The organism is Enterococcus sp. M190262 (assembly GCF_005843965.1).
Lineage (GTDB): Bacteria > Bacillota > Bacilli > Lactobacillales > Enterococcaceae > Enterococcus_D > Enterococcus_D gallinarum.
This window is the reverse complement of record NZ_CP040461.1, coordinates 2,266,518-2,288,491: the sequence shown is the minus strand read 5'-3', so window position 1 is coordinate 2,288,491 and position 21,974 is coordinate 2,266,518. Positions and strand designations below refer to the sequence as shown.

Genomic DNA, 21,974 nt, shown 5'->3' with positions numbered 1-21,974 from the left:
AGGTTCTGACACCATTGGAGTGATAAATGAATGAATCTAGTAAATCCCAGAACCTTTAATCCCGAAATCATCTACTTGTTTGATCCTTGGACACAGTCTGAAAGTCATGGAGAAATGCATCACCATGATTTCTTGGAAATCAGTATCGTTTTGGAAGGAGAAAGCAATTATTATTTTGAAGAGGCGCCAGCTACTAAAATCAAGGCAGGCAGTATCATGTTGTTTAACCCTGGTGTCAATCATTGTGAGTTTCAGGAGTCAGGGACTTGTTCCCACCAACTGCATATTGGCTTAAAGAATATTTCTTTAGAAGGATTTAAACGCAACTTTTTCCCCAACAAGCAACCGTTACTGGATTTAGGAAAATACCACCACCAAGTTTTAGATAAAGCGTGGCAGCTCGTTCGGGAGAGTAATGAGGAGCAAGATGAATTCCAATTAATGCAAAAAGCATTGATTATCGAGATGCTGGTCTATATATTAAGAGGCTTAAACGACAAACGTCTGAATGTGGTGCCCTATCTCACGAAAAGCCAACGCCGCCACCAACAAATCGTTAACTACACCATCTACTTTTTAGAGAACCACTATAAAGAAGAAATCACTTTAGAAAAGCTCGCACAAGATCAGTTTCTCAGTCCAACCTATCTTTCAAAAGTTTTTAAAGAGGCTACTGGAGTCAGCCCAATCAATTATTTAATCGAGATCCGGCTAAAACGTGCGAGAGATATGCTGACAAACGAGAAACTCACGATCAAAGAAGTCGCTTCTGCTGTTGGTTATCAAGACGCGTATCACTTTAGCAAGTCTTTTAAAAAACTTTTTGGCGTTTCTCCTTCGTCAGTCATTCCCAAGTTGCAAAAATAAATTTACCATCATGGTCCCATCATCGATACGAATAAGACAAAAAAGCGAGGCGTCTCTTATAGAAAAGAGGCGCCTCGCTTTTGATGAATGGAACTACTTTGATTGAAAGGAATACCTAGGTTTTTCAACGAATAAAATAGTTCATAAATATGCTAGCAATGTTGAAATAAATCAAGACACTAGTCAAATCACTAAGTGTTGTAATGAATGGACCACTGGCAACGGCTGGATCAAAGCCTAATTTATCCATTAACATTGGAATCAGACTTCCTGCGAGATTCGCTACCGTAATGGCACACATCATCGCCATTCCAATAACAAAACCTAAGATCGGGTTTTGTTTCCAGACAGCCACGATCGCAAAAATCGTTAAACCGGTGACAGCACCAGTCACTAACCCTGTGAGGACTTCACCGATCACCGTTCGCATAAAGCTTTTTTCTTTATCATCTGAGATGGCCAAACGGCGGACCGCAACCGCTAAAGATTGCGTACCGGCATTCCCTGCTGTACCAGTGATCAATGAAATAAAAACGGCTAAAATACTTGCTTCACTTACAAGCTCTTCATAATGACTGATCAAGCTTGCTGTTGCCATCCCCAAGAAAAGCAATGTGATCAGCCATGGCAAGCGTCGTGAAGAGGCTTTGAGGGGATTTTCACTGACTTCTTCCACGTTGACCCCGGCTAATCCGGAATAGTCACTGGCAGCTTCATCATCGATTACGTCAATGATGTCATCGACAGTTACGATCCCTAATAAATGGTCATCGTAATCTGTAACTGGCAAAGCTAGAAAGTCATAATCCCGGAATGTCTGAGCTACATCTTCCTGATCATCCCCCACATGCACGGACATGACCCGTTCATTCAAAATATCTGCAATCATCGTATCATCATCATTGATGATCAAATCCCGCAAAGAGATTACTCCGACCAGTTTGTTGTCCGTATCGACGACATAAATATAGTAAATCGTTTCGGCGACATCTGCTGCATTTTTTAGGACATACATTGCGGATCGTACCGTTTGATTGGCCACGATCGAAACAAACTCTGTCGTCATCAATGAACCAGCTGTCTCATCTTCATAATGCAGGAGCTCTTTGATTTCACTAGCATCTTCTGCCGGCATCAAACTCAAATATTTTGCTACTTGCTTCTTATCTAACGTATTCAGAAGATCGACGGCATTGTCGGTATACATCTCTGCTAGCATGTCAGCCGCATAGCCGGGACGCATTTCCGAAAGATACTCTGTCATATGTTCATCATCTTCTTCGATCACGTCAAACATATCCGCCAATTCTTTGGGTGAAAGGTACGTATAAACGATTTGGCGCTGCGACTCATCGAGAGATTGGTAGAATTGTCCCTGCTCATAAATATGCAGATCCAAAAACACTTCACGAAATTTTTGGATATCTGTTTCATTCAACGCCTGAGTCAGCTGCTCAAAGCGCTCATTAAGTTCTTGATTTTCATCCAATCTCTTCACCTCTTTTATTCACTCATTGCTTGTTTGATTGATGCCATATCTGCCGGCAAGTCTGCTTTAAAATGCAGCGATTTGCCGCTGAAAGGATGGGTAAAAGCCAATTCGCAACAATGAAGGGCCTGACGATCAATGCCAAGATCCATCGCACCGCCATAAAGTTCATCTCCCAGTAATGGACAATGGATGGCAGCAAAATGAACGCGAATCTGATGGGTACGACCGGTATGAAGAAGAATCGTAACCACAGCAACTTGCTGATCCTTTTTCGTCAACCAATATTCCGTACGTGCGGATTTCCCTTCCAAACTTGTTTTTCGTTTTAATAATGAACTGAGATCTCGTGCAATCGGATAAGTGATTTCTCCGTGAGAAGCCAATTCTTGAATCTGTCCCGCAACGATTGCTTGATATTTTTTTATCAATTGCTTTTGCCGCAGCTGAACATCTAACTTCGCATGGGCAAAGCCATGCTTGGCAAACAACATCAATCCAGATGTATCCCGATCTAAGCGAGTGACCACATGAATGACCTGATCTTGATAACCTTGCTGTTTATAATAAGCTTTGACACGATTAGCCATCGTCCCATTAGGATGATATTGAGCCGGGATCGAGGCAATGCCTGCTGGTTTGTTTACAATCAAAAGATGCTGGTCTTCATAAACGATCTCGATTGGCGTCTCATCTAATAAGACCGTTTCATGTTCACCTTCGTCTGGGATCACAATGGTTACCGTATCATTTTGCACCAAAGAATACAAGACATTTTGTCTTTGGTCATTAACAAAAATCTTGCCTCCTTGAAACTTGATTTTTGCCAACAATCCTTTAGAAATCCCTTGCTCTTTCAAAAAGTATTTTAACTGTTGCGGCTCTTGCCGCTCATAATGATAAGTAAATTCCATAACTGTTAAATTTCTCCAATAAACGCATCTTTGACACGGTTCCAAAAGTGCATATGCCGATAGGAGGCAAAGTGGATCCGTTCGTCTGCAATACGATAATAAATCGCATCGATTTCTTCCTGTTCAATCGTAAATTGATCAATGGTCACTAGATAGTCCGTACTAGCTTGTAGTTTGACTTTGACCCACTCATGATCTCCGACAATGATCGGTGACCCTAACGTTCGGAAAACACGATTGTTTAAAGAAGCGATTTCTGCTAGTTGAAAAGCATTGATACTTGGATGCAATACTGCCCCTCCCACGCTTTTGTTGTAAGCTGTTGAGCCTGTAGGTGTCGAAATCGATAAGCCATCTCCACGAAATTTCTCAAAAAGATCTTCTTTGATTGAAATATCAGCTACCATTGTCCGATTTCCCCGCTTGATCGTTGATTCATTCAATGCAAGAAAATGTTTGTCTGATTTCCCATTGGTATAAGTGATGCGGACATCAAGCAAAGGATAGCTCACACTCTTTTGACGATCATTGCACAACGTATCGACCAATTCTTCCAATTCATAGTCTCGCCAGTCGGTATAAAACCCAAGGTGTCCTGTATGGACCCCCAAAAAACGAACCTCTGCTAAGCGATGACTGAACAAGTGAAACGCAGACAACAGTGTCCCGTCTCCGCCCACTGAAATAACCAATTCTGGGTTCTCTTGGTCAATCGTATTATCAGACTGGGCCAACAATTCTGTTAATCGCTTTGTGACAAGCATCGACTTTTCTTCTTGATTGTTGATAATTGCTACTTTGATCCCTGTCATGCTTCATCCCCCTGCCGCTGTTCCTTATGATTGCCTTTCCCATGTGAAAACAGCCGTTGCGCTTCTTGGATTTCTTCGCGAATATTCGACATCTCCTCATCTAATTGGTAGGCAGCTTCTGCAGACCGACGCAGGCGCTCGCTGATTTCATCTGGAAATTCTCCTTGATATTTATAATTCAGTGAATGCTCGATCGTTGCCCAGAAGTTCATCGCTAATGTACGAATCTGGATCTCTGCTAAAATGATCTTTTCACCATCGATCAATTGGACAGGATACTCGATCACTAAATGATAGGAACGATAGCCGCTCGCTTTTTTATTTGTAATATAATCTCTTTCAATAATTACCTTCATATCATGTCGGGTGCGCAAAAGATCAACTACTTGATGGATGTCTTCAACAAACTGACACATGATCCTCAAGCCGGCAATATCTGACATTTCTTCTTCTAAACGATCCAAAGGGATTCCCCGCAATTTGCTTTTAGTTAAAATACTATAGACTGGTTTTACACGACCCGTGACAAATTCGATCGGCACGTGTTTATTTTGTTCTCGATATTGTTTGCGGATTCCCCGCAACTTTACTTTTAGTTCTGAGACGGCTTGTTCATATGGTGCCAAAAAATCTTCCCAATCTCGAATCATTTCTATCCCTCGATTCTTTTCATAACATACGGTTCTATTTTACCACAATCTTAAAGGAAAACAGAATGTTCAATCGGTGCCACCTGCAAGAAAAATAACAGAGCTCTTTTTTGCTTCAACTCTTCCAAGGGTTTTCATTTGACTTATTGCCCATCGTTATGTAAACTTGATGGACTGTAAGGAAAGAGGAAAACAATGACACATCAAGTAGAAATCGAATTTAAAACATTGTTGACTCGTGAAGAATATCAGAGAGTCATTGCCTTCTATCAGCTTGATCGCTCCGCCTTTCATACCCAAACAAATCTTTATTTTGATACATTGGATCATCAATTAAAACAAAAAAAGTTTGGTTTGCGGATTCGGACGACGGAAGATAAAGCAGAATTAACGCTTAAATCACCTCTTAAAGAAGGGTTATTGGAAACGACCGATATCCTTTCGTTAGGTGAAGCAGCTGATTTGCGTGAGGATCAAAGAATCTTATTTACCGGTGCGGTTGCCGATCTCTTGATCCAAGAGCAAATTGATCCGGCAGCTGTGAAACCTTTTGCTGAGTTGACGACTCGTCGAGCAGAATTCAGCGTAACAGAAGGTTTACTTGCTTTAGATGAAAGCTGGTATGGCCAATCCCATGACTATGAGCTCGAACTGGAAGTCTCAGAGGCTTCTTCAGGAAAACGAGCATTTTTGTCTTTGCTTGATCGCCTGCATATCAGTTATCGTCCAGCAAAAAATAAAATTATTCGTGCCTTAGAAGAGAAGTTGTCAAAAAAAGAGTATGAATAGTTCTCATTAGGCATTTCTCATTTATAATAATTTCTGTTATATTTAATATATACAAAAGAAAAAGAATCTTAATTGGGGAGAGATTCAGATGATCGAGATTTATTTGTTTGTGAATCCGATAGGTCCAATTTGTTATCAATCCGAGTTGACCTTGTTGGACGCACTGAGTGATCAAAGAAAAAAAATACAATTGCATATATTACCAATCATGAATTTACACACTGTGGGGATTTCAATGGATTACCTTTCAATGGATCGATCCGATCTAGGATTGCGTAATCAACAAACCAGTCAAATCTATGAGGCTTCATTGGACTACAAAGCAGCTCAGCTTCAAGGTCGAAAAATCGCCCGCGACTTTTTACTTAAACTTCAATGTCAAGTAGGCGTAAATAAAGAACCTTATTCCTTCGAATTAGTCAAACAGATTTTCGCTGAAACAAACGGCGATCTTGACATGTTTTTAGAAGATCGCAAGTCTGATTTGATCAAGCAGAATTTCGCATCCGACCAAAGTGTTGCTCGCGAAATGGGCATTACGATGTCTCCTTCGGCTGTAGTGTATAATTTCGGTTGTGAACGAGATTATGGTGTCTTATTAGAAGGAATGGAAGCTCTTAGAAATATTCCACACCTTTGCCGAACAGATCAGGAAAACTATCGTTTATTCTATCAAAAGAAAGATATCAGGGATGCTGATGTTCCTCGTATCGACTCGTTGAATCGACGACTTGTCTTGCTTTAAACAATCAATAAAACATCCAAACGCTGATCGAGTCACCCTCGTTTTGGTGGTCTCCTATTAATAAGAGACCGTCAAAGGGTGGATCCATCGTTTGGATGTTTTTTCTATTCAGTCCTATCAGAATTTTTCTTTGAAGGATCTTTTTTAGAAAGCTCTTTTTTATCTGTAGGGTCTTGATCCGGCAATTCGGTCTGCTTCTCTTTGTGGGCAGATACAGCTTCTTTCGTGACAACTTCCCGTTTTTTCTTGCTATTATCCAAGCGACGGGCAAAAATTTCTTCCTTGTCCATTCCAAAGGCCCCCTTTCCTCTTTCATTTCTATCGTAACATGGAAATACTTTTGCTTCTTGCAATTTGCTTACTCATAAAAAAAGATTTTCTCACTTTAAAGTTTAAATTGAGGTTTCTGTTGACAAGCAAATCCTTCCTATACTTACTTTTTTTCTAGGCGTCACCATCAAAATAAGGCAATCAACCTGTTGCTTAAAAAAGCCACTGACGATCGATCAACGATCCTTCAGTGGCTAAGACAGTCTTGCTTATGCTTCTAATTCCTTGACTAATGCTTCCAATTCATCCAACCGTTGTTCAAAGACTTTCATCGCGTCTTTGATATAATCTGCTTTAGTCATATCAACTCCAGCTTTTTTCATCACTTCAATTGGATAATCGCTGTTGCCTGCTTTTAGATAGGTCAAATATTTCGTTAAGGCATCAGGCTCTCCTGTTAAAATTTTCTTAGCTAGTGCAGAAGCTGCCGAAAAGCCTGTTGCGTATTGATAGACATAGTAATTGTAGTAAAAATGCGGGATACGTGACCACTCTAGACTGATCTCAGGATCTTTTTCTACAGAAGGACCGTAGTATTTAGCATTCAGCTCACCATAGCTGTCACTCAAAAATTCACTAGTCAATGGCGTTCCTTTGGCATCTTCTACGTGCATAAAGTGTTCAAACTCAGCAAATTGTGTCTGACGGAAAATCGTTCCTTTAAATCCATCCAGAAAATGATTCAAGACATAGGCTTTTACGCGAGGATCAGTTTCAGTTTGCAACATGTATTCTGTCAAGATGTTCTCGTTAGTTGTTGAAGCAATTTCCGCCAAGAAAATGGAATAATCGCCATAAACATAAGGTTGATTGTTGCGAGTAAAATAACTGTGGACACTGTGACCCATCTCATGCACCAATGTGAACAATTGATCCAAACGATCATTCCAGTTCATCAAAATATAGGGTAATGTGTCGTACGCGCCAGATGAATAGGCGCCACTGCGTTTGCCTTTATTTTCGACAACATCGATCCAGCGATTTTCAAACGCTTCGTTTACCACGGCTAAATATTCTTCACCTAGAGGTTTTAAAGCATCTTTGGCTTTTGCGACAGCTTCTTCATAGCTATAGCGAATCGGAGCTTCCCCTAGAATTGGTGTATAGACATCATACATATGCAAAGTATCAACAGTCAATAAGCGTTTTCTTAACTCCATGTAACGATGCAGCAGCGGCAAATGTTCATTCACGACAGCTACCAAGGTGTCATAGACACTTTCCGGGATGTGGTTGGCACTTAATGCAGCTTGTCGAGCAGACTCATAGTGGCGTGCTTTAGCTTTAAAGTTATGGGCTTTGATATTGGTACTTAATGTTTGGGCAAATGTATTACGGAACTGCTCATAGACACCATACAACCCTTTAAAGGCAGCTTCCCGTACGGAACGGTCGGTATTTTCCATCAATTGACCATAAACACCATGAGATAATTGAACTTTCTCTCCATTCTCGTCTTCAACGATCGGAAATTCTAAATCGGCATTGTTTAATACGGAAAAAATATTTCCAGAAGCGCCGAATATTTCTCCTGCACCTGCTAGTAAAGCTTCTTGTTCAGCCGGCAAAACATGGGAACGGTTATTGACAGTTTTTTCAATAAGATGGCGGTAAATGGCCAATTCCGGCTCTTGGTCGAAATAACCCCAAATAGTTGCATCATCCATTGAAAGCAATTCAGGATCAAACCAGGCAATCGCTTCACTTACTTGAGCAACAAGGTTGCTGGCTTTTGCATAAAGCCCTTGATAGGTTGTGTTGGCTGTATCTTGATCATTTTTCAGATGACTGTATACATAGAGTTTTTCCAGTTTACGGGAGATCGCTAACACATATTCTAATGCTTCCTTGAAAGCTGCTGGTCCTTGTGATAATGTCCCTTTGAAATCATCAGCCTGCTTCAACTCAGCCACGATCTCTTGGAACGCTTCTTCAAATGCCCCATCATCGGCATAGATCTTTGTAAGGTCCCATGTTAATGCTTCCGGTAGATCCGCACGATCTGGTAATTGTTTTGTTTCTGACATATTCTTCACTCCTTTACATACTAAAATAATCTTAACATACTTTTGGCGGGAACCGAGCTAAGAGAATCAAAAAGGTTGAATTTTCTGGAAATCAGAACATTCTTGATAAATACGTTTCAATAGTTGCCCTTGATCAATCATAGGAAACAACCAGTTCCAATTCATTTTGCGCAACTGATTCAGCCAGTGAGAAAAATTTCGATTTGCATTTTGATGAAATAAAAAACGCAGGACTAAAATTCGATGTTCCAACAAAAAACCATAATCACTGGGATGATAGCACCAATGCGGCAGATTGCCGATATGTCCTCCGAGAGGGTAAAGGAGTGCTTGAAGACTGAGGATCTGTTTTTGCTGTTGCATCAGCTTGTGTAATAACCAGACTCGGTAAGCTTCCGGCTGCCACCTTTGATGGTATGTTCGACAGGACTTTCTAGAATAATTGTTTAGCGATGGGCAGCAGCCGATAGGTTCTCCTTTCCGAAAATAACGTCTACGAAAAGAAACACCCCACTTATAATGCCAATTGATCTCGTATATGAGACCAACGCGTTGCTCTTGTGTATCTATGATCCACAAATAAAACCCCGGTTGCTCCGCAAAACGGCAACAGGCCTTTTGCAAAACGGTCCATCGATGGTGGAGTTGCGGCTGTAGATGTTTGCCTAGAAGCCACCAAGGAGAATAGTTATAGGCAAGATACTTCTCTGTTCGTTGGACAAAGCGGCTCCAAGACAAAGCCGAACACTGTACTTCAATCGCTGTTTTGCCCACAAGAAGATCCGGTCGCTGCTGCAAATCCGGCAAGTAAGCTTCTATTTCGATCGTTTCATCTGTTAGCCATTCGTAGAGGAGCTCCTTTGCTGACAAATGTTCCTCCGTCTCTCCTTCACTAAACACTTCGCAGTTAGCCGCAGCATAATGAGCGAAATGATGGCGTTTCAGGAGGCCTTTCCTTAAGTGCACCGGTCCATGACATCCTGGACAATAAAAGGGTTCTGAATCTTTCTTCGCCTGATCAGCTTTGATCCGCTGCTGCTGGTTGTCATACGCAATAATCATCTTCTCACCTCAAAAAGAAATACGCAAAAAAGCGAGAAAATGATTGTAGCCATTTTCTCGCTTTTACGATTATAAGTGAACATTAGACATTTTTGAAGTAGTAACGGGTCAATTCCAATGCGTCATGCTCCATAATGATTTTTCCATACTCTGCCAAAACCTCTGAAGTGACTTGTGTCCGGTTAGCAAATTCCATTAAATAAGCCAGTGCATTCTCAACTTCGATGTCTGTCGTATCGTTATCCATAAATTGGACTTCTAGATAGTAACGGTCATTCATTTGATAAAGATTCGTGGTCACTGAATCCAAATACACTTCGGACGCTAATTGAACCATTGCTTCAAAGCTGTTCAATTCAAAAATAAAACGATTGCCTAACTCCGGCTGGGACTCTGTCTCTTGTAATTGTGACGCGACATGCTTCTTCAACATATCCGTAATGTCCTCAGTTGAACCATCGCTCATATCATCAAAGTTTTCCATTCCTTCAGGCGGTAGATTTTTGCTGATAAACAATTCTAAGCCATCCCCTTTAGGTAAGACTTGAAAGGTCACCGCTTCACTGCCTTTAAATTCTTCATCAATATCTACTTCTTCTAATATGCTATAAAAAAAGTTTTCAATCTCATTGTGATTTCCAAGAAGGTCAAGAAAAGTGATGCCCCTAGCAGCTAAATCTTCGCTCTTGATCAGTACACGAATCGTATTTTCATTGATATGTTCCATTTCCATATTAGCTACACCTCACTTTTGCTAATCACTATAGGTTCATTTTAACGAAACCTGTTGAAAAGTAAAGAGAAAACGCATATCCTCTTAAGAAAATCCTAAAATGCCAAAAAAAGAGATCAGCTTTTCATTCACTGATCTCATAACTATTTGATTTTTATAAGCCTGCCATCAATTGTGCTTGACGTAGTTCTAGTTGACGAACATCTCTTGGCAAGAAACGACGGATTTCATCTTCATTAAAACCAACTTGGAGTCGTTTTTCATCAATCATGATCGGACGACGCAATAATCCTGGGTTCTCTTGTACAAGTGTCAATAAATCTTTTAGCGGCAGGTCATCAAGATCCATGTTCAATTTTTGAAAAACTTTGGATCTTGTAGAGATAATTTCTTCTGTACCATCTTCTGTCATTTGTAAGATTGCTTTTAATTCAGAAATATTTAAAGGTTCTGAGAAAATATTTCTTTCAACAAAAGGAATCTCATGCTCTTGCAACCACGCACGAGCTTTGCGACAAGATGTGCAACTTGGGGAAGTATATAGTGTCAACAACGTGCATCTCTCCTTTTTTAAATTCCATTCGCAAGTTCTGTTGTCTTGCTTGATTTTAATTATACAGAACTATTTTAAAAAAATCTAGTGTAAATTTTGTATTTTTTAATAAAACTCTCAAGTTATATTAAAAGAGAAACCTCTCAAACAAAAGCTTTCACAAACTTTACATCAATTTAAATGAGAAAAATCAAATTTTTTTTTAATTTCATTTCTTTTGTATAACAGTGTGTCAAAATTGTATCATGAACCATAGATTTATTTAAATCACTCTAGTGATTTAATTCTATCGTTTTTTAATTTTGATAAAATATTCGATAATATCTGACTCCTCTATACAAGTTTCTTTCTATAATACTAGTACTCTCTCATTGGTCTTTACCAATCTTTTTTTACACCTAAAACTCGTTAAAAACTTACAAACAAAGAAAAGAACTTGTTATTAAAAGATTTCAAAAAAGCGGAAATCTGTATTATCACGTATTCTATTCCGAGTCATTAGTGGCTCATTATGAGTGAAAAATCATTTCATCGGCAACGAATATGACAAATGTTACAAACAAAGAAAGCGTTTGATAAGTAAATCCTAACAAATCTCTTTGAAGAAATCAGCGATATCCACTGAATATGTTTATTTGCATATAAACGAAAAAAGCGATCGAAGTCGCTTTTTTCGTTTAATTTTTGAACTGGGCATCATATAATGCTTTGTAATGTCCCCCTGTTCCTAACAGTTGCTCGTGGGTTCCTTCTTCCAAGATCCCTTTATCGCTGACAACAATGATCCTTGTCGCATGTTTGATGGTAGCCAAACGATGGGCAATAATCAATGTGGTCCGTCCATCAGCTAATGAGTTCAATGATTCTTGAATCACTTGTTCTGTTTCTGTATCCAACGCAGAGGTCGCTTCATCTAAGATCAAGATTGGCGGATTTTTTAGAAACATTCGGGCAATCGCTACCCGTTGCTTTTGACCACCAGAAAGTTTGACCCCGCGTTCTCCAATGACTGTTTCCAGTCCTTCAGGCATTTGGTCGATTACTTGTTCTAAATGAGCGAGTTTCACGGCTTGAGCAATTTCTTCTTCTGACGCATCCAATTTCCCATAAGCAATGTTTTCTCGAATCGTTCCCGGGAACAAGAAAACATCTTGCTGAACAGTTCCGATCTGGCCCCGTAGTGAGGCAAGCGTCATGTCTTGGATATTGATTCCGTCAATCGTGATCTGACCCTCAGTTACTTCATAAAACCGCGGCAGTAAATTGCAAAGCGTTGTTTTTCCAGAACCGCTTTGTCCCACAAAAGCGACAGTCTCGCCGGATTGAATCGTTAGATCAATATGGTTCAATACCTTCGTCGCATCTGCATAAGCAAAGGAAACATCTTGATAAACGATATCGCCTTTTAGTGCGTGTACATCGATGGCATTTGGCTTATCTTGAATCGCCGGTCTCTTGTCCAGCTCTTCTGTCAGGCGTTTGAAGCCAGCAAATCCTTTCGGATAGCTTTCAATCATGGTATTGACCTTTTCGATTGGCCGAACAAAGACATTGGATAACAAGATAAATCCAACAAACTGTCCATTCGTCAATTCCCCTTTGATCACGTAATAGGCCCCAAAAATCAAGGCAAACAAATTGATCAGTCGAATCAGAAAGTAATTATAGGCAGAACTGATTGCCATCACTTTATAAAAGACGATTTTTGAACGACGATAAAGGCCGCTCAGACCGTCAAATCGTTGATGTTCAAACGTCTCATTGGCAAAAGACTGAGTCACGCGAATGCCGCTGACTGCTGCTTCTACCCCAGCATTGAATTCACCTAGATTGTCATAGATCTCTGTATTGACTTTCGTCATTTTCTTATTGAAGAAAACCAGTGCAATCGTAATCAATGGAATCAGTGCAAAAGTAGCAAGTGCAAGTTGAACATGCATATTGAGCATCAGCAAGAATGAACCGATCAATGTCATGATCGTAATAAAGACGTCCTCGGGACCATGGTGAGCAACTTCTGATATTTCAAACAAGTCAGTCGTTAGCCGACTGATCAAACGTCCAGTTTTTTGATTGTCATAATATTCAAAAGACTGTGTCTGTAAGTGTCGGAATAATTCTTGACGCATATCTGTCTCGATATTGACACCCAATTTATGGCCATAAAAGACCACGATATATTGCAAGATCGTATTGACCAGATAAAATAAAAATAGCCCCAAACAAGCGAGCAAAATCAGCCGAAAATTGTTCTGCGGCATAATCTTGTCGATCACTTGATTCACGGCAACTGGAAAAACCAATTCAAGCAGCCCTGCAAAGACAGCACAAGTAAAATCTAAGACAAACAATGACCGGTATGGCCGATAATAGCTAAAAAACCTTTTTAACACACTTCCTCCTCCTTTTCATTAATCTACATTATAAGCAAGTCTTTCTGGAAAAGCAAAATGAGAAATCGATTGAAAAGGGTAAAATTCACTCAAATTTGAAAAAGCGATGAGACCAAGGATTTCTAAAATTAGTAAATAAAACCTTTATTTATCAAGCTTTAAGCCCTTTTTTTCTCTCAAGATATCCGCTATTATATGTTCGAAAACAAAATGAAAATTTTCACTACATTTGAAAGGCGTGTCTCTTTTGCTTAATGCGGTAATCTTTGATGTCGATGATACTTTATACGATCAACAACAACCATTTCGAAATGCGGTTACAACCATCATACCTGAAGTAGCAACAACAGATCTCCATCCTCTTTATATTCGTTTTCGCGTACATAGCGATGACCATTTTGGAAAAGTCATCTCAAAAGAATGGACATTAGAAGAATTTCGTACCTTTAGACTATGTCAGTCGCTGATTGATTTAGGCTACTCTCCTTTATCAAATGATGCTAGCCGATTGTTTCAAGCGACTTACGAGACAGAGCTAGACAACATCCAACTTCATCCAGCCGTAGAAGAAACTCTCAATACCTTGGCTTCATTACCTATCAAGCTTGGAATCATTACCAATGGCCCAACAGATCACCAACAAAAGAAAATCGATCAATTGGAATTGACTCGCTGGATCCATCCAGAATACATGCTGATTTCTCAAGTAACAGGGTACCAAAAACCGGATATTGAACTTTTTCAGCTTGCTGAAGAACGGTTTGATTTAGATCCCTCACGGACATTATACGTGGGAGATAACTTTGACAATGATGTCTTTGGCTGTAAACAAGCGGGATGGCAAGCCCTTTGGCTGAATCATCGCCGACGCCAAGCTCCCGAAATCAAAAATTGTCACCCTGACTGTACGTTAACTGCTTTTGAAGAGCTGACAGAGGGTATCTTATCCTTTACAGATGCAGTTGTGATGGCTCGCTAAAAACTAAGAGACAGCTATAGATGCAAATCTTCGCATCCTAGCTGTCTCTTGCTTTCGTATCAAGGGTTTTGTTTTCGCTGAATCTATTCTTCACCAATGCTTAAAATCAAGCGAATATCTTCTTCCGTCATTTGGTTCAGCTGGGCTTCATTCCCTTGGATGACTTTTTGGAATAGTTCCCGCTTTTCTTGTTGCAAAGCATCCATTCGTTCTTCAATGGTTCCTTCAGCGATCATTCGCCAAACTTCCACAACCTTTTTCTGACCGATTCGATGTGCCCGACCAGCGGCTTGTTCTTCCACTGCAGGATTCCACCATAAGTCATATAAAATGACCGTATCCGCCCCTGTCAGATTCAATCCAGTTCCGCCGGCTTTTAATGAGATCAAAAAGACATCTTTTTCTCCACTATTGAAAGCATCGACCATACTCAAACGGTCTTGAGGAGGAGTGCTTCCTCGTAAATAGAAGGTTTCAATTCCTTCTTGAGCAAGTTCTTCTTCAATGATCGAAAGCATGCTTGTAAACTGTGAGAATAAGAGCACACGGCGGCCGTTTTCTTTTGCTGCTTGAATCAGGTCTTTGACCTGTTCTAGCTTGCCTGATGTGCCTTCGTAATCTTCCACAAACAATCGCGGATCGCAGCAGATTTGACGCAAACGAGTAAGGCCAGCCAAGATGCTGATACGATTTTTGCGAAATGCTGCTGTATCCATTTGTGCGATTTCTTCCCGCATTTGGCGCAAATACGCAAGGTAGATTTTTTTCTGCTCTTCTGTCAGTACACTATAATAATTCGTTTCTAACTTCTCTGGCAGATCTTGAAGAACGGATTTTTTATCGCGTCGCAATATGAATGGCTTGATCATTTTTGCGATCTCTTGTGTCGTCAATTCTTTGTAGCGTTGTTTATTTGGGAAAAATCCCGGCATGATCATCTCAAATAAGGACCACAACTCTTCAAGATTATTCTCGATGGGTGTTCCACTCAATGCAAATCGATGGGGAACATTTAAAGAACGCAATGCTTGTGCTGTTTTGGTTCCGCTGTTTTTGACCATTTGCGCCTCATCCAAGATCAAATACGCTAAACCTAATTCTTGGTACTGGTCGATGTCCTGCCGTAAGCTGGCATAAGATGTGATGCGGACATCTGCCGGCAGCTGTAATTGGCTGCCGCGTTCCTCCCGAGAACCACTGATCACCACCGACTGGATCGTTGGTGCAAAGCGTTTGATTTCTTGCTGCCAATTATACGTCAAACTCGCAGGTGCAACGATCAGAGCATTCAACTGTTGCTTCTCTTGCTTTTCGGACAACAAGTAGCTGATTGTTTGAACTGTCTTCCCTAATCCCATTTCGTCTGCAAGTATGCCGCCAAATTGATACTGACTCAGCATCTTCAGCCAACGAAATCCGACTTCCTGATAGTGTCTTAATTGCGCTTGGAGCTGATGAGGCAATGGTGCAGAAAATTTTTCTGGATGAATCAAATCTGTCGTCATTTGTTTGAATCCTTGACTAAAAGTTGCTTGGTCAGCTAGTTCTTCTTGCAAATACAATCCTTGATTCAACGGAACTTGTAACGTACCTGACTGAGATACAAAGGCTGTCCGTAATTTTTTCAGCGCGGCGCTTGCTTCTTGAAAGGCTTCTGTTTCCAGTGAAAGAACTTGCCCATTTTCTGTCGTGTAAAAACGATCAGCCTGCAACAAACTCCGCAAGACAGCATCGATCTCCGATTCAGCGATCCCGCTGACATCAAAGTGAATATCCAGCCAGGAACCATTTTCTTCAATTTCGATCGTTGGACGGTGCTGCTGTGCATCTAAGTAAAGTTCCCGCAATTTTTTGCCGATACGTACTTCTCCTAGTTGGCGCAGTAAAGGAATTTCACGAGTGAAAAAGGCAAACAATTCTTCCCCTTCCGGTAGCGCTTTGAACCAATTTTTGATACTTTTTTGATACTTCATTCTTTCAACTACTTGTTCGATCCGCTTTTCCTGTGGGTAATCCCTTAAAATCTCTGGATGGGCCTCAGGAATCACTTGATGCTTTTCGTCAGTCGAAAAAGTCACTTCGCCATAATTGAAATCAATTTGCAAATCGATCTGACCTTTGATTTTACGCAGTGAAAAAACAACGGCTAACGGACTCTCTTGGATCTCTGCTCCGACCTCTTTTGTGATCTCTACCGTGCCGATCTTGCGTAAATGAGGCAAAACTTGCATAAATAAGTTGGACAGTTCCGCTTTTGGATAAATGATTCTTGGTTCTTCAAAGCGTTTGAATAATTGCTGCATCGTCAAATAGACTTCTTTTTGGTCCATCGTCAATTCAACGATCGTATCGCCTTGAAGGCCCCAATTGTAATAGCTCAGCAAGTGATCAAAATCCCTCGTCAAAGATAACGGAAATTGACCGTGTTCTTTTTGAACACGAAAATGCAGCGGCTTGCCTTCAGAAAAAGTCACTTGACGAAGTTTAGCGTTGCCAATCGTTAACTGCATATAAGCAGCGTTCATTTTCTCTAATAGTTCTTTCCCGTATTCAACAGGCAATAGCAAATACTTTTTGTCTAGTTTGCCTTTCACTTGGATGCCAGCTTGTCCAATCAGCTGCTGTGTCTGAGCAATGCCTAGTAAGCGGATCAGAATATCATTGTTGGTTTGGTCAAATGCTTCACTCGTTAAAAGAAACTCTGTTTGTTTGTTCGCCAGATAGCTCTTTTTTTCTTGATAGACTTGCAAAAATTTATAGATATTTTTGACGACATATGTCTTTGAAGTTCCCCGTTGACCGACTTTTAGTGAAATCCCTAGAACATCCATCTCCTGGTGGTAAGGGTTCGTGGTCAGATTTTCGACACGATATTCAATTTGCAAAGGAGTGATCGTCCGCTGTCCAGACTGCAATCGATTGAATCCCTGAGAAAACATCTCCGAAGCCGAAAATGCGGCTTTTGCTGGCTTTTTTTCTTCTGTGATTTGTCTTGTTTTACCTTGCTTTCGTAAATAAAGTTCAACAGCTATAGTGTGTTTACAATAGTGATGTTCTTCCCAATAGGGGCATTGGCAATAATCGATCTCTTTAGCCGTCGCATCAAGATCGACTAAATATAGCTCACTTCCCAAGACTTCCGCATGCCATACCTTTCTCTCTGGATCTGGAATAACCGATAGGACGCGACCTTCATTTAGATAGGTCCGACCTCTTTCAATGACTTTTTCTGGAATACTCCATTTCATATGCTTCTGATTCCTCCTTTCTCTAAAGTTTTGTACGAATTTTGCTTTGTCCGCTGCCATCTGTTTGAACAACGACTTGCTGCAAGATTCGCTCTCTTAATTCTCTTACATGACTAATGATCCCAATCATCCGCCCTTCATTTTCAATCATTTCTAATGCTTCCATCGCCATTTCCAACGATTCTTCATCTAATGAGCCAAATCCTTCGTCAATAAACAACGCCTCGATCTCGATGCCTCCCGAACGATTTTGGATCACATCAGCTAATGAGATAGCCAATGCCAGTGCGGCAATAAAACTTTCACCACCCGATAAGGTATGTGCTCGCCGCAGACTGCCAGCATTATCATCATAGATATCGATCTCCAACCCTGTCGAGCTTCGATAGCTCCCCACTTTGTCTGCCAACTCGAATTGATAACGTCCTCTTGTCAACCGAGCTAGGCGAACATTCGCCACTTCTAAGATCTCAGTTAAAAATCGTTGCAGAACATAGCGTTCCAAACTGGTCTTCTTTTCATTTTCTCCATTGATGACTTCTGATAGTTGCTGTAAATGGCTGATTTTTTCTAATTGCTTGGTGTTTTGTTGATAGATTATCTGCAATTCTTCAAGTAATCGCTGATTTTGCTTGATTTGTTCTTTTCCTCGGATTACTTGTTCTTGTAATTGTTCTCCCGCTGCTTCAGACTGATCTACTTGTTCTTGCAAGACTTCCAAGTCAGGCACAGCATTGTTTTGCAAAAATTGTGCCAGTTCAAGCTGTCGCTGTTGAACAAAACGTTGTTGTTGTTCATAGGTTTTTATCGTACTGCGTAGCTCCTGGCGTTCCTCAAGATCATTGAGCAGACTGCGCATCTGTTGTTCGGTACATGCCGCAGGCAAGACTTCTTCCAAGCGTTCTTGCGCTAGCTGAGCAGCTTGTTGCTTGTCGGCTAGAAACTGTTGCAGATTCCGTTGCTGCTCTGTCAGGATCGTATACTGTTCCTTCAAACGTTGCTCTTCCAACTGATCCGCTTCAATCAGAGCTGCTAAACGAGACGATTGTGCTGCTAGTTGCTCCTGTTCCTCGTTCAACTGCTCCAGAGATACTCCCTCCGTTTGCTCTTTTAGTGAGGACAGTTTTCCTTCTTCCAAACGTAAAGCGTCACTAGCAGTCTTGAGACTTGCTTCAAGTGCTGTCAATTCTTCTGTAAGATGTTGGCTGTTTGCTTGGACCTCTGTCAATTTCTGACTGTCTAGAGCAAATTGCTCTTTCAACTGCTGATTGATTTGTTGGCATTTGAAATAGGTGGTGGCAATTTCCTTTTCAGTCAATCCTTCTGCCAGCAATGGATCAGCTGGTTCCTTGCCAACTCCTTCTTTCAGGACTGTTTGACCTAGCATATTTTCCATCAACGGCTGGAGGATTTCTCGCAGTGTCTGATACGTTGTCTGTTGTTTTTCCTTCAACGCGCTCATTTTTTGTTTAATTGTTTGAAACTGGTCATTGACTTGTTCTAGCAGCAGCAAGTTCGTCGAACGGTCTTCACCAACTTGTTGCAGCTGATTCTCCAAAGATTCAAGTTGCTGCTCGCTATCAATGATTTCTTCATTACTATACTCTGTATGTTTTTGAGCAGCGGGGTGTTCAAAAGAGCCACAGACCGGACAAGGTTCCCCCTCCACCAATAAGAGACTTAAACGAGCAATCTGCATCTTGGCATTTCGACTTTTTTCTTGCACCAATTTTTCAGTTAACTCATCATATTTACTTACTAACTGCTGCTGCTCCTCTTGCAATTTCCGCTGCTGGTCTGTTAGTTGCTGTTGGGTATCAGTCAGCTGCTGCTCCTCTTTTTTCAACATCTGCCATTGGTACAATAGATTTTCTCCACGAACCAGTTGGACTTCCTGTACTTGGTAGATCGAATGCTTTTGGATTTCTTCTTTTAATCCTTGCTCCTGCTTCATAGTAAGATTTTGCTGTTCTTTCAGATGCTGCGCTTGTTTTTCCTGTTGAGTCACCGTTTCCTGCAAAGAAGCGACCTGTTTTTCTTGTTGCTGAACTTGCTCGGCTAATGGTTTTAACTGTGCCAGTATTTGTAAACGTTGCTTAGCTGCCGTATGTTCGTCCTTTCGATCTATCTGAACTTCTCGGCTTTTGTCCCATATCTCTTGAGACTCTTGCCATTGTTCTAATGATTGCTGATTGAATGTAAGTTGTTGAATAGCCTGTGCTACTTCAGCTGTCCGCTCATCTTTTTGGCGTAAGATTTCTTGATGCTCACTCGCCCAGTCTAGCTGCTGCAGCCGCAGTTTATCGTCTAAAATTTGACTTTCTTTCGCAGCTAGATTCGCTGCCTGTTGGCTGAGTCCCTGTTGCTCGGCAAGTGCTTTATGGATTTCTTTTGCCAAATAAAAAGCTTCCTGTGCGGTCTTTTTCTCTTGCTCCGCTTGGAATTTTTTTGCTTCAATTGTTTGCTGATGACTTCGTTGTTTCTCAAGATCTGTCTGCCAGTACGCTAATGTCTCAACCAACGAAACCGGAGTTGCCGGTTCGGTCCACTCAAAGCGTGTGACCAAATGATCCGCTGCCGTTTGTTGTTTTTCAATTTGTTTGGTTTGTTTTTTGACCTGTTCTTTCAGCCATTCATTGAAGCGCTGATACATTTCCGTTCCAAAAATATTCCGCAAAACTTTTTCTTTCTCATTACTGCTGGCGATCAAAAAATTGCGAAATTCTCCTTGAGGCAGCAAAATGATTTGGAAGAATTGTTTGGCATCCAATTGCAGCAGATCTTTGATGAAGATATCTACTTCATTTTTTTTGCTGATTTGTTTGCGCTCTTTTCCTTGCTGATCATAGATCGTCAACCGTACCTTAGCTGCTTGATTCGTGACTCCATCGCCGCGTTTTTTGGCTAAGACTTGTTCGGGACGTCGTTCGATCTCATAGTGCAAATGTTGATGGTCAAAGGAAAAACGGACACTCGTCTCTTCTGTGGGGGAAGCGAATGTCGAACGCATTTCTTTACCGGACCGCAAATTTCCGGAAGTTTCTCCAAATAATGCAAATGTCATTCCATCAAAGATCGTCGTCTTGCCAGCCCCGGTTTTCCCGCTGACTAGAAACAAACCACCTTCTTGAAAGTCGCCAAAATCCAGTTCCTCATGAATGTAGGGACCAAAGTTTTTCATGATTAATTTTCTTGGCTGCATGACTGCTCTCGCTCCTTCTCTCCACCCGCTGTCAAACCTGTGAGCCATTTTTGCTGCTGCTCATTTAACGGTTCTCCAGTCATTTCTTTATAAAAATGGGCGATCACCCGTTGCGGATCCTCCTCATCGGCTAATGTCAAATTTTTCTTGCTGACGGTTCGCCCACTTTGCCGCTCCACAGATAAAATTCGAGGATAGACCCGCCGTAATTGATTCATCATATTAGGAATTACGGCTCGATCCGTTAACGTGAAGTGTAAGAAGGCCTCTCGATCCACTTGCCGATAAAAGGCAGGATCAAGCAATGTTTCAAAAGAAGCAGTGTATTGCTGAAGATCTCTTTTCGGCCGCAACGGATAAAAATGCCGCTGGTCCTTTTGAGTATCTACGATATAAACACCTTTCTCATTGGTTATTTCAGACAATGAAAATTTCAACGGAGACCCGCTATAACGGATTCGTTCATGATTTAGCGCAGTATTTGCATGCAGATGTCCTAAGGCGACATAGTCAAACCCTTCAAAAGCCGTTGTCGGTACACTATCCAATCCGCCTACTTGAATTTTGGTTTCCGAATCCGTCTGGCTTGAACCAGCTACAAAAAAGTGAGTCACCAGGACTTGTTTTTTCGTAGAATCAAAATACTGCTTCATCTCTTGAAGGACCCGAGTCACCCCTTCTGCGATCGTTGTGATTTTTTCATCAAAAAACAAACGCGCTTCGATCGGTTCAAAATAAGGTAACAAGAAAAACTGGGTGTCAGAAAATTCAATCGGCTCAATACTTTCTTCAATGGAGGTCGTTAGGTAAAATTGCGTATTTTTGAACCATGGACTTCCAGTTTCAAGTCGTGTCGGACTATCATGATTACCAGAAATCGCTAGTAAAGGAAACTTTTTTTCTAAATTGATTTTCGCTATTTTCTCATTTAAACATTTCACTGCGTCAACGGCTGGCACCGTGCGATCATAAAGATCCCCAGCAATGATAATTGCATCTACTGATTGTTCTTCCGCCAGATCAATTATCTGGTCAATAATGTAACTTTGATCTTCGAGAAGATCATAGCCGTGTAATTTTTTACCTATGTGCCAATCTGCTGTATGTAAAAAACGCATATACCCACCCTCTTAAAAATATCCTTCCCATCATTATACCACTTTACGATTATGAATTGAATG

17 protein-coding genes are annotated in these 21,974 nt (G+C 40.9%); 4 read left to right on the top strand and 13 right to left on the bottom strand.

The genetic code is table 11. From position 1 onward, the window contains the following. The first annotated feature begins 30 nt into the window (after positions 1-30). The gene (locus tag FE005_RS10700; protein ID WP_003127042.1) at positions 31-867 is read left to right on the top strand and encodes an AraC family transcriptional regulator; all 837 of its coding nucleotides are present in this window, start codon (positions 31-33) and stop codon (positions 865-867) included. Positions 868-991: 124 nt separating this feature from the next. Here the strand turns inward: FE005_RS10700 and mgtE are convergent, their stop codons facing one another. Genes mgtE through FE005_RS10680 form a run of 4 tightly spaced genes read right to left on the bottom strand, consistent with a single transcriptional unit; the run spans position 992 to position 4,732 of the window. Further along, positions 992-2,356: a magnesium transporter gene (gene mgtE / locus FE005_RS10695; RefSeq protein ID WP_138371760.1), complete on the bottom strand. Its 1,365-nt coding sequence runs from the start codon at positions 2,354-2,356 to the stop codon at positions 992-994. A 14-nt stretch (positions 2,357-2,370) separates the two neighbouring features. Continuing rightward, positions 2,371-3,270, bottom strand: coding sequence for an RluA family pseudouridine synthase (locus FE005_RS10690; protein WP_003127040.1), 900 nt, complete (start codon positions 3,268-3,270; stop codon positions 2,371-2,373). A 5-nt stretch (positions 3,271-3,275) separates the two neighbouring features. Further along, entirely contained in the window at positions 3,276-4,073 is a 798-nt protein-coding gene (locus FE005_RS10685; protein WP_029486937.1) for an NAD kinase, read from the bottom strand. A gap of 5 nt (positions 4,074-4,078) precedes the next feature. Next, complete coding sequence (locus tag FE005_RS10680) at positions 4,079-4,732, bottom strand: GTP pyrophosphokinase family protein (RefSeq protein ID WP_138371759.1); 654 nt, start codon at positions 4,730-4,732, stop codon at positions 4,079-4,081. A 195-nt stretch (positions 4,733-4,927) separates the two neighbouring features. On the opposite strand from FE005_RS10680, the gene FE005_RS10675 reads away from it, so the two are divergent. Together FE005_RS10675 and FE005_RS10670 are read left to right on the top strand one after the other, a co-directional pair. Further along, on the top strand, positions 4,928-5,521 hold the full coding sequence (locus FE005_RS10675; RefSeq protein ID WP_138371758.1) for a CYTH domain-containing protein: 594 nt from the start codon (positions 4,928-4,930) through the stop codon (positions 5,519-5,521). An 88-nt stretch (positions 5,522-5,609) separates the two neighbouring features. Continuing rightward, entirely contained in the window at positions 5,610-6,266 is a 657-nt protein-coding gene (locus tag FE005_RS10670; RefSeq protein ID WP_103299933.1) for a DsbA family protein, read from the top strand. A gap of 104 nt (positions 6,267-6,370) precedes the next feature. Here FE005_RS10670 and FE005_RS10665 read toward each other — a convergent pair whose 3' ends face one another. The 6 genes from FE005_RS10665 to FE005_RS10640 all read right to left on the bottom strand — a co-directional run bounded on the left by FE005_RS10665 (position 6,371) and on the right by FE005_RS10640 (position 13,364). Further along, positions 6,371-6,619, bottom strand: coding sequence for a hypothetical protein (locus FE005_RS10665; protein WP_113849878.1), 249 nt, complete (start codon positions 6,617-6,619; stop codon positions 6,371-6,373). Between the two features lie 186 nt (positions 6,620-6,805). Continuing rightward, positions 6,806-8,623, bottom strand: coding sequence for an oligoendopeptidase F (gene pepF, locus FE005_RS10660; protein ID WP_113849879.1), 1,818 nt, complete (start codon positions 8,621-8,623; stop codon positions 6,806-6,808). Between the two features lie 66 nt (positions 8,624-8,689). After that, positions 8,690-9,685, bottom strand: coding sequence for a competence protein CoiA (locus FE005_RS10655; RefSeq protein ID WP_138371757.1), 996 nt, complete (start codon positions 9,683-9,685; stop codon positions 8,690-8,692). 82 nt (positions 9,686-9,767) lie between these two features. Continuing rightward, on the bottom strand, positions 9,768-10,418 hold the full coding sequence (locus FE005_RS10650; RefSeq protein WP_003127031.1) for an adaptor protein MecA: 651 nt from the start codon (positions 10,416-10,418) through the stop codon (positions 9,768-9,770). 154 nt (positions 10,419-10,572) lie between these two features. Beyond that, positions 10,573-10,971, bottom strand: a complete 399-nt coding sequence (spxA, locus tag FE005_RS10645) for a transcriptional regulator SpxA (protein WP_003127030.1) — start codon at positions 10,969-10,971, stop codon at positions 10,573-10,575. Between the two features lie 677 nt (positions 10,972-11,648). Further along, positions 11,649-13,364: an ABC transporter ATP-binding protein gene (locus FE005_RS10640; protein WP_138371756.1), complete on the bottom strand. Its 1,716-nt coding sequence runs from the start codon at positions 13,362-13,364 to the stop codon at positions 11,649-11,651. Positions 13,365-13,611: 247 nt separating this feature from the next. Between FE005_RS10640 and FE005_RS10635 the strand changes: the two genes are divergently transcribed. Next, positions 13,612-14,343 carry an HAD family hydrolase gene (locus tag FE005_RS10635; RefSeq protein ID WP_138371755.1) on the top strand — a complete coding sequence of 244 codons (732 nt, stop codon included), beginning with the start codon at positions 13,612-13,614 and terminating at the stop codon, positions 14,341-14,343. 83 nt (positions 14,344-14,426) lie between these two features. Here the strand turns inward: FE005_RS10635 and FE005_RS10630 are convergent, their stop codons facing one another. From FE005_RS10630 to FE005_RS10620, 3 genes are read right to left on the bottom strand one after another with little or no spacing between them, the layout of a single operon-like run. After that, positions 14,427-17,591, bottom strand: coding sequence for a DEAD/DEAH box helicase (locus FE005_RS10630; protein WP_138371754.1), 3,165 nt, complete (start codon positions 17,589-17,591; stop codon positions 14,427-14,429). Between the two features lie 22 nt (positions 17,592-17,613). Then, on the bottom strand, positions 17,614-20,793 hold the full coding sequence (locus FE005_RS10625) for an AAA family ATPase (RefSeq protein ID WP_138371753.1): 3,180 nt from the start codon (positions 20,791-20,793) through the stop codon (positions 17,614-17,616). After that, complete coding sequence (locus FE005_RS10620) at positions 20,775-21,911, bottom strand: exonuclease SbcCD subunit D (RefSeq protein ID WP_113849884.1); 1,137 nt, start codon at positions 21,909-21,911, stop codon at positions 20,775-20,777. Before FE005_RS10620 ends, FE005_RS10625 begins: the two co-directional genes overlap by 19 nt. Between the last annotated feature and the right edge of the window lie 63 nt (positions 21,912-21,974).